This window comes from Desulfobotulus mexicanus (assembly GCF_006175995.1).
Taxonomy (GTDB): domain Bacteria; phylum Desulfobacterota; class Desulfobacteria; order Desulfobacterales; family ASO4-4; genus Desulfobotulus; species Desulfobotulus mexicanus.
Genome location: NZ_VDMB01000017.1, coordinates 69335 through 82303, shown reverse-complemented (window position 1 = coordinate 82303; position 12969 = coordinate 69335). Strand labels below are relative to the sequence as shown.

The following is a 12969-nucleotide window of genomic DNA, read 5'->3' as shown; positions in this document are numbered from 1 at the left end:
GGTTTCGTCTTTAAAGCGTCAAGGCCGCCTTTGCGGTATTTGGCTATCCACTGGTAAATTGCGGATCGATGGTAACCCAGAGCCCTGGCGATAACCTCTGGGCTTTCACCCGATTCGATCTGCTGGACAGCGCGTATACGGATAGCCTCACGGGTCTTATGATCGAGTTTTCTAGCGTCTTGTTTTTTCATAAGCAGCAATATACATCATGTCGAGTTGGTTTTGAACTTTTTAGTAAATCCGGAAAATTCATTTTCCAGGAAAAATATGACTCTCAAAAAATAAGGGAGCTGTTTATCAGGGCAATGGTTCTGAATGAAACCATTGCAGAGCTGCCCGTTTTCTCCGGTCTGGCATCACGACTGGAACCAGAGATCATGTACAGCTCCATTGCCGGGACCGCCGCCATCGAAGGCAACCCCATATCAGAAGCAGATGTCAGAAAAATATCAGAAGGCCATGATCTTATTGAGTATTCTGCCAAAGATCAGCAAGAGATCAAAAATCTTATTAAGGCCTATGATTATCTCTCTGAGAAAAAAATCATCTCTCAGCCTTTTCTGATCAGCGAACAGCTCATCCGGAATCTGCATAAAATCATTACCACTAATGTGCCCCATGAATACAACATACCTGGCAATTACCGAAACGGAAGGGTGGAAGTCGGCGACAAAGCCCATGGCGGCGTATACAGGCCTCCCAAATGCCTGGATGACGTCAACCTGCTGATGGCTGCCTTCACAGAATGGATGAACAGCCATGAAATACTGGAATTGCCCCCCCTCATAAGGGCACCCCTTGCACACTATTATTTATGTACCATCCATCCCTTCTGGGACGGAAACGGAAGAACAGCCCGGCTGCTGGAAGCCCTTATCTTGCAAACTGGCAAGCTGCAATACATACCCGGAGAATTATCAAACTATTATTACAGAAACATAGACAATTATTATAATGCTTTTTCAAAAACAAACAGACTCGGAAACGATGCCACTCCTTTTTTAGAATTTTTTCTGGATGCTGCCATATTTTCCATGGAAAAAATTAAGAAAATAATAATTTCTTCCATAAAAATCTTTGCATTAAAAGATCATTACACAGACCAGAGCCAGAAAAAAGAGATAAACAAAAGACATTTTGAGCTGCTGACTCTTCTTCTCGATTATCCACCTGATTTTGTCTTTTGTATAAAAGATCTCATATCAAAAATGCCCTTCAGGCTTCTCTACAGCAGTATCAGCAGCCAGACAGCCCGGAGAGACCTCGCCAAATTATCAGAAATGGGGCTTCTCCTGAATAATAACGGTGAATACTCACTGAATTTTCGCTTTTCCGGGTAAAATACCCAAAGGTCTTTTTTTGATTATTCTGCCAGCAGAAAAACACTGTTTTTTCACCCCGCCAATAGATTTCGATTGCTTGTCGATTGAATTTGACAAAGCAGCCGTAAAAGAATTTCCCACGGTATTTCCTATAACTGCCTCGAAATCACGGAGCTGAATGTGGAAAAAACAAAAAGACAGATAAACCATGGGTGATATCATCTGTTCATGGAAGGTCTGTCTGCCTGGAGGCAAGTCCCTTGTCTGGCCCGATGGCTGCCGGGATCTGATTGCCATTCTTCCGAAAAATCAGGCTCCAGAGCTTATCTGCAGCGGACTGGATACCTCTCCGAGAATTGTGATCTGCCCGGAGGAAACCCGTTTTGTGGGCATCCGGCTTGCGCCGGGCCTGACCTTCCCATGGGAAAAGGATGACCCCGGCTCAAAGTGCAGGGATCTGTCCATCTCCCCATACCCGCCATCCTGGCAGAGATTCTGTTTTGAAGCAGATCATGATGAAATTCAGAATGCGCTTTTAGAGGTGGTATCGCTGGCAAGCCCTGCCCCCCATTGGATTACAGACTACCTGACTGAACTGGGGACAGAAGGAATAAAAAGGGCCACTGCATTCAGTCAGCGGAGCATCAGGAGACATCTGGTTCGGTTCACGGGAGCATCATCCAACTACTGGAAGGGGCTGGCCCGGGTACGGAAGGCAGGGTCTGCCATCGCCACCTCGGACATAGCCCTGGCCGATATTGCCGCAGACCACGGTTTTTCAGATCAGGCCCATCTGAACAGGGAGATCAGACGCTGGTTCGGCTGCACCCCCAAAATGCTTCGTATGAACAGGGAGCTGTCCACAGCCCGGCTGACAGCTCCCGATGCATTCCCCAATCCTCAGTCAAGAATATACTGCTGAAACTCCGCTGCCGGAGGAATGGGATGGTAGCAGTAAACAAGGGCACCGGAGGGATCCAGAAGTCCGAAGCCCCTGTCTCCCCAGGGATGATCTTCCAGAGGCATGATGACAGACAGACCCGCCTGATCATGCAGCCTCTCGTACATGGCATCGGCATCCGTCACAAGGACATTCAGAAAGATACCTCCGGTAAAAGGAACCATCCCTTCCTGGGGCTTCATAAGGCAGATTTCCGGCCCGGACGGGGAAGCTCCAAGGCGAAGCACCACGTACCAGGCGCAGTCAAAGGCCGGGCGGGCATCAAAGTGTGAGATATAAAATGCCTTTGTTTCTTCAAGATTTTGCGTGACAATGGTTGTGCTGACGGATTGAATTTCCATGTCTTCCTCCAAGGGTTCCTGTTTTCCTCAATACAAAACGCTGATGGGCAGAATAGCTCAAGATATATGGCAGAATCTTGAATTTTTTGGCCAAAAAACCAGCTATTCTGACAGGAATGCCCCTATACCTTCATGGCAATGGCAGGCTTTCAGCCAAAAAAAAGCTTTTTTAGTTTCTGGCCGACGAAGAACTCTCTGTCATGAAGTAGCCGGTTCAGAAACCCTGAAACTGCCCTACAAAAACCCTTGGGCCTACACGATTTCAGTGTATACACAGCCCCGGAAAATGGCCCCTTTTTTATCCGACTACAGATCCTCCGTTTTATATTGACTATAACCTTCATAAAAATAACTCACATCAATACCTTTCATAAAAAGGGAACGGTCATCAATTTGATGCGTGAGGGCCTGTTTGAGGAGAACTTTAATTTCGATGTCTTTGACGACACTTCGTTCCATGGCAGAGAGATACTCATCTTTATCCACCAGATTCCAGTCTATCGCCTTTTTGATTTCTTTTTTGAGCATAAGGTCAAGCCAGATACGGGTGGCTCTTCCGTTCCCTTCACGAAAGGGATGGGCAATGTTCATTTCCACATATTTTTCTATGATCTGGCCAAATGTACTTTGGGGCATGGAATCTATATGTGCAAGAGATTGCACCAAATACATCACCGGCGCAAACCGGAAATTGCCCTTGGCTATATTTTTCGTTCTGATTTGCCCTGCGAAGTCATAAATATCTTCAAACAAATAAGCATGAATAAATGAAAGCCCTTCAAAGGTACCCACTTTGACTTTGGCAATGTCACCAGAGTCAAAGAGCTGCCTGGCTTTTTGTTTGCTGATTCTCTCTTCAGCTTTGGCAAGATCCACCTGATGGGTGATGTTCAGTTTATTCTCTAATATCATTATATATTCCCTTCAACCAATATGAGAGTCTCCACCAGCCCTTGAAAAAAACTGAGAGCCTGAAACCCAGCTTCCTTAACGCTCTAAAATCAGTAAGATCAAAAAAAAGTCCTCAAGAAAAAATGAACCCACCATAAACCATAGGAACATCGGGAAACAAGCTTTCCATTAAAAAAACAGCTCCGCAGGCCCACCTTTTTCAACTGGCATATTTTTATTCCCGTATATTTTCATTCCTGATAAAGATCCCTGATCTGCTATGCCTTTTCCATTGAGGAAGGGACTGCAGGCTCTGTTGACATTTATCGTAACCATAAATCATGAAGACTTTTATCATCTTCTCATCCGGGAAGCCGGATCATGAATATCAAGCAGAAAAACAAGCCGTCCCTTGAAGCCCAGCAGCAGTTGGAAGCACTGCGAACGGCCATGGTAAAAAGCCCTGAAAAAAAACGCAGGCTGGACCAGTATGCGGTTTTCTGGGAAAATGACAGGTCGGTTCTGGTGGGCGAAGATGCACCCCGGAGAGATGAAAAGCCTCAATAACCCGGCAAAGGATATTCTCCATGGAAAACATCCTGCATGAAGCTGTTTGGGAAGTGATACGATGCAGCAAACGCAAAAAGATTGAAACGGTCCTTCTGCTTGAAACCATCAGAAGAAAAGCCCCTTCATCCATAGGGGATTTCGAACTCCCAAAACGCCTTTTTGATATCCTGAAAACCCTTGAAAAAGAAAAACTGCTGCAAATTCCCAAAACTAAATCTGATTACAAAACCGGCCTTCCCCCTTATGTCACCGCATTACGGCCGGAAGAAGATGCCGTCCTAATTCAAAAAAAGACAGAACTTTACAATTTACGCCACCAGACCGCCTGGGAACCCACATACATGGCATCCTTTGCCTGTCATCTGAAAACAGAAAAAGAACTGAAACAGGCCATCAGGGTCAACGATTATCTGCTGAACCGCAAACCCGATACAAAGAAAATTCCCCACAGGGAAAGGGCCTTACAGATCTTTGAAAGTGAAAAGGCCCTGGATGGCTATACCCGCAAGGGACTTTTTGGTGGCAGAATCACCCTTGAAATTCTGGACTGCTTTTACTGCCCGGAACCCCTTCCCTTCCAAATCCCCTCGCCGGATAAGGCCCTTCTTTCAGGCAAACCACTTCTGGTTGTGGAAAACGCCAACACCTACTGGAGCTGCTGCCAGGCCAATGGGGATATGTGCATTTATGCAGCAGTGGTATATGGCAAGGGTTTCACGGTATCGGCCAATGCAGGGGAATATGCCAATGACGGGCTGGAACAGATCAGAGCAGATCTTGAAGCCATGGAAATCCTCTATTTTGGAGACCTTGATCCCACAGGCATTGCCATTCCCACCCGCATCAATGCCATGAGGAAAGAAAAGGGCCTTCTTCCACTTCGACCAGCCCTTTCCCTTTATAAGGCCCTCCTTGAAAAAAACCTACCTACGCCCTATGACAGATCCCAGACCAAGGATCACGATCCCATGGCTGCCAAGCAATGGCTGGGGGATGAACTGGCAGAAATTTATCTTGAAAAGGCAGAAAGTCTTCGCTGGCCCCAGGAGGGGCTGACCTCTGATGATATCCGCAGGGTTTCGGCTCAAAAAGAAATCTGATACTGCTCTGCTCCTCGGCCACTGTTTTTTAACCCGACAACAAACAGCCTTTCACCTCTTGTATGGACACAAACCCTTGTTTTTTTGTATGCACAAAGCAGCAATTTAAAATACTGTCTTATCATTCAAGCCATGAAATCGGGGATCCATGACAAAAAAACAGAAAAAAAACAAAAAAACCGGAACGGCTTCTTTCAAAGATTCTGCCGCTGCAAGCCCTGAAAAGCTCCTTGGTGATGCGGACGCTGCCATGACCAAGGAAAAGTACCGGGACACCCTGGCCCTTCTGAAACAGGCACGAAAATCCGGTATTAAGGAATCCGAACTGGCTCCCAGGTTTTTTAGGGCCTCCCTGCACCGGGCCAGACAGCTTTACGCCAAAGCCATGGAAACGGAAGGAGATGCCATGGCTAACATGGCTGTCGATTACCTTAAAACCATGCCTGCCCTTCAAAAAGAAGATCTCCGTCTCATGGCAGACTATCTTCCCCTTGGCACCCTCATGGCCTGCTTTAAAACTTTTGCCGAAAACAGCCCGGAACAGGAAGCGATCACCCCCATCCTCTGTATGCGCCTTTTTGCTGAATCCGGATGGAATCTGCTGGATACCCTCCCCCCCGGCTCGGCCCTACGCAATGAGGCAGAAGGCATGATGCCTGCCATTGAAAAAATGAATACCGGAGCCTGGGAAGATGCCCTTTCGCTTTTACGAAGTGTCCCCAAAGAGTCTCCCTTTGCTCCTGTGCGCATTTTCTGTACGGCCATGTGCGCCTTTCTTAAAGATGACAGCCGGGGCATCTTAAGGGCCCTTTCCGCCCTGCCCGATGACTTTCCCCTGCCCGATACTCTGGCAGCACTGCGGGCTGAGGCCGAAAATAAAGATGGCGAATACAAAGCCATGCCCCCTGCCCAGGCTGCTGTTTTCCGGCAAGCCCTGCCCAAAAAGGCCATCTCTCTTCAGCAATTGAAGGAGACGGTAAAGGATTACCGGAAATGGAAAAGTATTCCCGCCGCAGCCATGGATCTGGCCGTAAGTCTTGACCTGGACCATAAAAAAGAGCTTTTGACGGATATCTTTGAGACCATGCGTAGCTACGACCAGAATCCAAAAATTTTAACGGTCATCAAGGATGGGTTAAAGAAACATCTGCCCCATGAGACGGCTTTATTTTCTTTATTAAAAATCGGACTCTACCTGAATTGGGATATGGATGCCATTCTTCCAGATCTTATCCCATTATGTTCTAAAATTTTTACAGATTCCGAAGAAGCAAATATGGCAAGGGGCATGATCCTCATCTGGATACTCACACGATCTGCCAGTCTGGATGAAGAAGAAGTCATTTTCGATCTATACGATGCCCTCAGCGACATAGAAAATCTTTCCGTTAGTGATGAAGATTCAGACGATATGGAAATTTTTCGCATTGCCATCCTTGCCAAAGCGCTGGAGTGGGATCCTAAAAACCGGGATGCCTGGGAGATGCTCAGGGTCAGTGAAATCATCCGGAAAAGTGCTGAGATGCGCAGGCAGCTTGAACCCCTTTTTATAAAGATGCAGGAGCTTTTTCCCAAAGACCCCTTCCCCTGCCTGGAACTTGCCACCCTCTACGATCTGAAGGGCGCCCACCGAAAGGCGGAATCCGCCATGCTGGAAGCCAGAAAACGGGCTCCCCACGATCCCAAGGTAAATCTGCGCTATGCCATTTCCCTTCTGGTATCCGCCAAAAGAAGCCTTGGCAGAAAGAAGGTGGAGCTGGCCCTTGAAGATCTGAAACAGACAGAGGCACTAAAACTATCTTCCATCAATCCCCATGCAGCCCTCATCCGCCTGCGGATTCTCGAAATCCTTGAGCCGGAAAAAACCCTTGAAGACAGGCTGACCTCAGTGCTTCAGAGCTTTCCAAAGGTGATGAAGCTGAAAATCATGGCCTTTTTTTATCTGGACAGGGAGAGTGAGGGCATTGGTGCAAACAGGTCCACTACTTCAAAACAGCTCAAAAAAATCATCCTTGAAGAATTAAAGGCTCCTGAAGCCCTGCCCCAAAAGGAGATGCTCCTTTTGCTCAGTGATTTTCCCGAAGAAGAAGCCGTCCTCTACCGCAACCACAAGCGCAGCCCCATGGACTTTTTGCTTACGGAAAAAATCAATATTATTAACAGGCTTTCAGATGAAGATTTTTGTCTGGTACTGTCTTGGCAGAAGAATAAAAAAACATTGAATCTTTTTAAAAATGAAAGTGCCCTCCGCGTCAGAAAGGTGAAAACTCCCTCCAGAAGGGCTCTTTTCATAATCATACAGGAAATTCTTAAGGGCATCTCCAGCGGTGGAAGATTCAATTTCTTTTCCCTTGAGGCTCAGATGGAAAAAGTAGATGCAGAGGATAAGGAAAGGGTCCGCAAGATCGCCCGCACACTGGCAGACTTTGTACCTGAATATCTACAGAAAAGATTTAAAGCTCTTGATTTTAATGAGAATATGTTCTTCCTTAGAGATGATGACGACTATTATGACGACGATGATGACGATGATCTCTTTGACTATCCTGAGCCGATGCCTCCTTTTGGAAAAAATATGCCCAATCCCGATAACGACCCATTCTTTACAAATCCTATGGACATCTTTGGTCAGCAAATCATTCAGCATCTGCTCACCTTGACCGGCATGTACCATATGTACGGTGCAAAGGGTCGTCCCTTCAGCATCGAAGAACAAAAATCCTTTGCCAAAGCCGTTAAAGCCCTGCTGGACATCATTCTGAAGACCGGAGCTCCTACGGCCCTTATCAAAGAAATGTTTTACTCCCTTTTTGAAGACTCAGGCCACAGAAGTTTCCACAACATGAAGGCTTTGATCCAGAATCTTTCCCCTGAAGTACGGGCCGGTTTTTCTTCTGCCCATGCAAAAATACTCTTTCGATAATGGCCCAGTGCCAGGGAGTGCACCATGTTTACAAATTACCGCATACTCGGAGTCACGGAATCGGCTTCGGATCAGGAAATCCGAAAAGCTTATCTTGAAAAAATACGGGAGCATACTCCGGAAAAAGATCCTGATCGTTTCCGCATTTTCTCTGAATCCTACGACAGTATCAAGGACCAGAGAAGCCGCATACACAACCGCCTTTTCGGAAGCTATAAATTCAGGGATGGAGATATGGGGCTGGATTTCATCACAGGAGAAATCAGCCTTGAGCGCCGCAGACCCACTCTGAAAGAAATTCTTGCTGCGGAAAGGGGCAAGGGACCGGCAGGGCGTGCTGTAAGAGATTGGGGGAAAGCTAAATGAAAAAACTGCTTCTCAGCCTGTTTCAGCTCATCCGCAGGCTTTTCATCTGGATATACGGCCAAGGGAAAATATTTGCCATCTGGTCATACGGACGAATGAAAATATTTACCCTGTGGATATGGGACCAGCTTAAGATATTTGCCACATGGCTCTATGGGCGCATGAAAAATCTTATCCTCTGGATGGACAGAAAATGCTACCTACCCTTTCTTAAGTGGCTTGCACATCTACTGAATCAAAAAGTTCAGGAAAAGTCAGAAAAAGATACACCCCTGACAGACTGGAAAAAAAGCAGTCTTGAAGATTTTGAGACCTGGCTCAAAGATCTGCCGGACACCCCGCCTTCTGAAGGTGCAGGCATGGAAAGCTGCGATCTTTACACCCTTCTTTCCGAATTCTCAGGCCTGCGCCAGGAAATCCGTATGCAGAACAGGGAGCAGGTCCGGGCCATCAAAACCCTGCAGCAGTTCATGGACGACCATAATGATGCGGCAGAACTTTTCCGGTCCCGCACCGCCAGTCTGGTGGAGCTGGAAGTCCGCATCAGAGACGCTGCGGAACAAAATGCCATCCGACCCTTTCTTGATGTTCGGGATGCCCTTCTAAGGGGCCTGGAAGCGGCAAAGGCACCCCAAAGAAAAGGCTTCCGCTTTTTCAGGTCTTCCAGTTCCAATGCCATTTCAGCCATGCAGGAAGGCTACACCCTTACCCTGCAACGCCTGGATGCGGCCTTTGCCACAGCAGGCATCCGGGCCATTGAAACGGACGGGAAAGACTTTGATCCCAGATGGATGAAGGCCATCCATGTGGAAGCCAGCGAAAATATTCCTTCCGGCAAAGTCATACGCACCCTGTCCAGCGCTTATATCCGTAAAGATGCGGTGCTGCGCTATGCGGATGTCATTGTGAGTGAATAAAAAAGTATCGTACTACTTCAACCCCTAAGGATTTGTACCCATGGAAACCATTATCGGCATCGACCTTGGCACCACCAACTCCGTTGTCTCCATTATTAAAGACGGAAAACCCATCATCCTCACAGATAATGACAACGGCATTCTGCCCTCCGTTGTGGGTCTGGACCGCTCGGAAAGTCTTCTCGTGGGCATGGAAGCCAGAAACCAGATGCTTGTGGCTCCGGAAAAAACCGTGGCCTCGGTGAAACGCCTCATGGGGTCTGATAAAAAAGTCAGCATGGGCGACAAGGAATTCCGGCCCCAGGAAATCTCTGCGGCAATTCTTCGCCACCTGAAACAAAGGGCGGAAAAGGAACTCCAAAAGCCCATCCGAAAAGCCGTCATCACCGTACCCGCATATTTCACGGACAGCCAGCGTCAGGCCACCAAGGAAGCCGGAGAAATTGCAGGCCTTGAGGTGGTACGCATCATCAACGAGCCCACAGCAGCAGCGCTGGCCTATGAACAGGGAGATGGAGAAAGCCGTAAGGTGCTGGTCTTTGACCTTGGGGGCGGCACCTTTGATGTCTCCGTTGTGCACATAGAAAATGGCGTAGTGGAGGTTATGGCCAGCACAGGGGACAACTTCCTGGGTGGTGATGATTTTGACAGAAAACTCGCAGCCCATCTGGCCGAAGTGCTGAAAGAAGAGCAGGAGGCCGATGTAGAAGGGATTCCCCAGGCCACAGCCCGGCTGCTCAGGGCAGCGGAAGAAGCAAAAATCGCCCTTTCCACAGCCCCCTACACAAAAATAAGCCTTGATCATCTTATCCAGAAGGAAGATACGCCCATCCACTTCACCCATGAGCTGGCCCGGATGGACTTTGAGGATATGATACGGGAAGATATTGAACGCACCATGGAGGCGGTTAGCAGGGCTTTAAACGATGCGGGCATTCTGGCATCGGATCTGGACAAAATCCTCCTTGTGGGCGGGTCCACCCGCATTCCCATGATCTCCAGACTCCTTGAGGAAAGGCTTGGTCACCTGCCCCACTCCGAGGTGGATCCGGATCTATGCGTGGCCTTGGGCGCAGGTATTCAGGCTGGCCGGGAAATGGGCATTGAAACCAGTACCGTCCTCATTGACATCACGCCCTATACCTTTGGCACTTCAAGCCTTGGATATAGAGATGGTGAATTATATGAATACTGCTATGTGCCCCTGATCCGCCGCAACACCAAGCTCCCCGCCTCCCGCAGCGATGTTTTCACTACCGTCGTTCCTTATCAGAAGCAGATTGAAATCCTTGTTTATCAGGGCGAAAACAGTGATGCCACTGAAAACACACTGATTGGAAAATACATGTTTGAACTGACCCCCCAGGAAGAGCAGGCTCCCATCATTTTCCGCTATGATCTGGATGTGAACGGCATCCTTAAGATCAGGGCAGAGGAAAAAGCTACGGGCCACTCCCTTGAGGCGGTCATTGAAAACGCCTTTTCCCAGGATGCGCTGAGTATTGCCGGCTCCCGTGAGCGCATGGAAACCCTCTGGGGAGAAGAAGAAAGTCCTGATCAGGAAACAATGGAAGAAGAGGCCCCGGACCTGCCTTCAGACATCCAGGAAATCCTTGAAGATGCAAAGTCAAAGCTGGACCGGGCCGCCGAAGAAGACAAGGATGAGATCATCAATCTCATGGAAGACCTGCGCCAGGCCGTCAAAGAAAAACGCATGGACGATGCGGAAGACATCCGCATGGCACTGGAGGACATCCTTTTCTATATTGACTGATGCTGTCAAATATTAGTGGGGAGTAGGGGCAGGCCCCTGTGCCTGCCCTTCTTCTTCGTTAAAATCAAAACAGACCTCCAAAATATGGGATGAATCACCATGGATACCTGCCCGGCATGCAAAGCCAAAACTGCAGAAAAAACCACCTGCCACCGCTGCAAACTGGATCTCCAGCTTTTTCTGGATGTGGAGAAAGAAGCTGAAAATCATGCCATAAAAGCCCGTCAGGCCCATGAAAAAAAAGATATGGAAACCCTGTACATACACTCCAGCCGCTGGGTTTCCCTGAAAGCCAGCCCTGAAGCCTGCCGCCTCCTTGCCATTTCCGCCCTGCATATGCAAAACTACCCCAAAGCGCTCATGGCCCAAAAAATGGCTGCGAGGCTGTCCGGAAAGTATTCTGATACGCAAGAATGCAGGCAAACATAAAAAAAATTAAATGCTTCGGGCAAAGTTTCTGCCAACAAGGGCCAATAAACACAGGCCAGACTTATGAAATCAGCCCATCTACATCCCCATGGGGAGACTTTGCCGCAAAAAGGGTCAGTTTCAATTCTGCATCATCAATCAGACGATACTCCGGCTTTCTGCCCGAAAGCCGCTCGCTTTCCACTATAATAATAGGAACCCCCTCACCCCGCCTGTCCATGATAAATTCCCTCCGACTGCCTGCTGCATTCACATTAAGGGGACACCGTGCCAGCAGGGAAGAAAGCAGTTCATTGCGGGAAGACTGCCTTTCCGAAAGACTTTCTATGGTCATGGTATTGGGGATGGTTCCCGGTGAAAAAATTTCAAGGCGATCTGAAAAAAGGTGCATACGGATTCTGGAACCGTAAATGGAATAATCCCTGTGGGCCACGGCATTCACAACGGCCTCAAAGACTGCACTCATGGAAAACTGAGGAATTTCAATACGGTTGGGTGCCTTGGTGGCATACACACGCATATTCCGTTCCACAAAGTTGCAGGCTTCCCTTATCTGAACATCCAGAGGCCCCACAATATCCCTGGCATCCAGCTGGGCAGCAGCAGTCCTTTCATTTCCCCGGTAACACACCGCCTGAATAAAGGCACTGGGCATAAATTTTTCCGGTGAATCACAAACCATGAGCACACCGCTTACCGTTGCACGGATACCTCCGTCTTCATCCGGAGCGATCAGCTTCATTTTTTCCAGAAACTCCTGATCCTCCTTTGGAGAAAGAACCGTGCGGAAACGATTCCATAGTACAGGGCTTAAATCCTGAAGGTCGGTATGCGGTACCGTCTGTTCATCAAAACGAATCAATCTCGCCTGACTTCGCTGCTGAAAAAGACGGGCAAGGGCATCCGGTGGCATCTCCCGTTTGGAACTGCCAATACGTCGGAAATAACCATTGGGACTTTTATGCACAAACAGGCTTTTAGGCACATCAATGCACAAAACGGCCTTCTCTTCTCCCCCATCATCTTCAAGGAACAGCTTGCGGATCACGCAGTCCAGGGGCGGTGTGATGGCATCATTACACAGGGAACGCACCCAGTCTTCCGCAATATCCAGCTTTTCAAAGGGGATACCAAGGATTTTTCTGGTTCTGCCATCCACCCCCAGCACCATGGTTCCCTTTACCGTATTGGCCATGGCCGCCAATTCATCCGCCACGCCACTTCTGTGGGATTCTGCAATCCTGTTCCCGCTGAATTCAAGAACCTTAAGTTCAAGTGACGAATCTTCTCCAAGGGCAATACGCCTGAGAAGGTCAAGGGACTTTTCATGCATTGGCTTATTCCATTTCTGCCATCTGTAATATGGCTGAATTTT

At 48.2% G+C, this 12969-nt stretch carries 13 protein-coding genes; 9 read left to right on the top strand and 4 right to left on the bottom strand.

Going from position 1 to position 12969, the window contains the following annotated elements; all coding sequences use genetic code 11:
* Positions 1 to 191 (bottom strand): helix-turn-helix domain-containing protein (locus FIM25_RS12600; protein ID WP_139449876.1); only part of this gene is annotated, 191 nt, incomplete at its 3' end.
* 114 nt (positions 192 to 305) lie between these two features.
* On the opposite strand from FIM25_RS12600, the gene FIM25_RS12595 reads away from it, so the two are divergent.
* Both FIM25_RS12595 and FIM25_RS12590 read left to right on the top strand, forming a co-directional pair.
* A complete protein-coding gene (locus FIM25_RS12595; protein ID WP_179953354.1) occupies positions 306 to 1340 on the top strand; it encodes a Fic family protein in 1035 nt (344 codons plus the stop codon).
* Positions 1341 to 1530: 190 nt separating this feature from the next.
* A complete protein-coding gene (locus FIM25_RS12590) occupies positions 1531 to 2244 on the top strand; it encodes a helix-turn-helix domain-containing protein (RefSeq protein WP_139449872.1) in 714 nt (237 codons plus the stop codon).
* Here the strand turns inward: FIM25_RS12590 and FIM25_RS12585 are convergent.
* Together FIM25_RS12585 and fic are read right to left on the bottom strand one after the other, a co-directional pair.
* Complete coding sequence (locus tag FIM25_RS12585; RefSeq protein ID WP_139449870.1) at positions 2223 to 2624, bottom strand: VOC family protein; 402 nt, start codon at positions 2622 to 2624, stop codon at positions 2223 to 2225. The genes FIM25_RS12590 and FIM25_RS12585 overlap by 22 nt on opposite strands.
* 306 nt (positions 2625 to 2930) lie before the next feature.
* Entirely contained in the window at positions 2931 to 3536 is a 606-nt protein-coding gene (fic, locus tag FIM25_RS12580; protein ID WP_139449868.1) for a protein adenylyltransferase Fic, read from the bottom strand.
* Between the two features lie 360 nt (positions 3537 to 3896).
* Between fic and FIM25_RS12575 the strand changes: the two genes are divergently transcribed.
* The 7 genes from FIM25_RS12575 (at position 3897) to FIM25_RS12545 (ending at position 11594) form a co-directional block, all read left to right on the top strand.
* Positions 3897 to 4082 (top strand): hypothetical protein, encoded by a 186-nt coding sequence (locus FIM25_RS12575; RefSeq protein WP_139449866.1) that lies wholly within the window; start codon positions 3897 to 3899, stop codon positions 4080 to 4082.
* A 20-nt stretch (positions 4083 to 4102) separates the two neighbouring features.
* Positions 4103 to 5185 (top strand): Wadjet anti-phage system protein JetD domain-containing protein, encoded by a 1083-nt coding sequence (locus FIM25_RS12570; RefSeq protein ID WP_139449864.1) that lies wholly within the window; start codon positions 4103 to 4105, stop codon positions 5183 to 5185.
* A 148-nt stretch (positions 5186 to 5333) separates the two neighbouring features.
* Positions 5334 to 8108 (top strand): tetratricopeptide repeat protein, encoded by a 2775-nt coding sequence (locus tag FIM25_RS12565; protein ID WP_139449862.1) that lies wholly within the window; start codon positions 5334 to 5336, stop codon positions 8106 to 8108.
* Between the two features lie 24 nt (positions 8109 to 8132).
* Entirely contained in the window at positions 8133 to 8474 is a 342-nt protein-coding gene (locus FIM25_RS12560) for a DnaJ domain-containing protein (RefSeq protein WP_139449860.1), read from the top strand.
* Complete coding sequence (gene grpE / locus FIM25_RS12555) at positions 8471 to 9391, top strand: nucleotide exchange factor GrpE (protein ID WP_139449858.1); 921 nt, start codon at positions 8471 to 8473, stop codon at positions 9389 to 9391. Before FIM25_RS12560 ends, grpE begins: the two co-directional genes overlap by 4 nt.
* Positions 9392 to 9431: 40 nt before the next feature.
* Positions 9432 to 11165 carry an Hsp70 family protein gene (locus tag FIM25_RS12550; RefSeq protein WP_139449856.1) on the top strand — a complete coding sequence of 578 codons (1734 nt, stop codon included), beginning with the start codon at positions 9432 to 9434 and terminating at the stop codon, positions 11163 to 11165.
* 99 nt (positions 11166 to 11264) lie between these two features.
* Positions 11265 to 11594 (top strand): hypothetical protein, encoded by a 330-nt coding sequence (locus tag FIM25_RS12545; RefSeq protein ID WP_139449854.1) that lies wholly within the window; start codon positions 11265 to 11267, stop codon positions 11592 to 11594.
* Between the two features lie 61 nt (positions 11595 to 11655).
* On the opposite strand, the gene FIM25_RS12540 is transcribed toward FIM25_RS12545, so the two are convergent.
* The gene (locus tag FIM25_RS12540; RefSeq protein WP_139449852.1) at positions 11656 to 12927 is read right to left on the bottom strand and encodes an ATP-binding protein; all 1272 of its coding nucleotides are present in this window, start codon (positions 12925 to 12927) and stop codon (positions 11656 to 11658) included.
* Between the last annotated feature and the right edge of the window lie 42 nt (positions 12928 to 12969).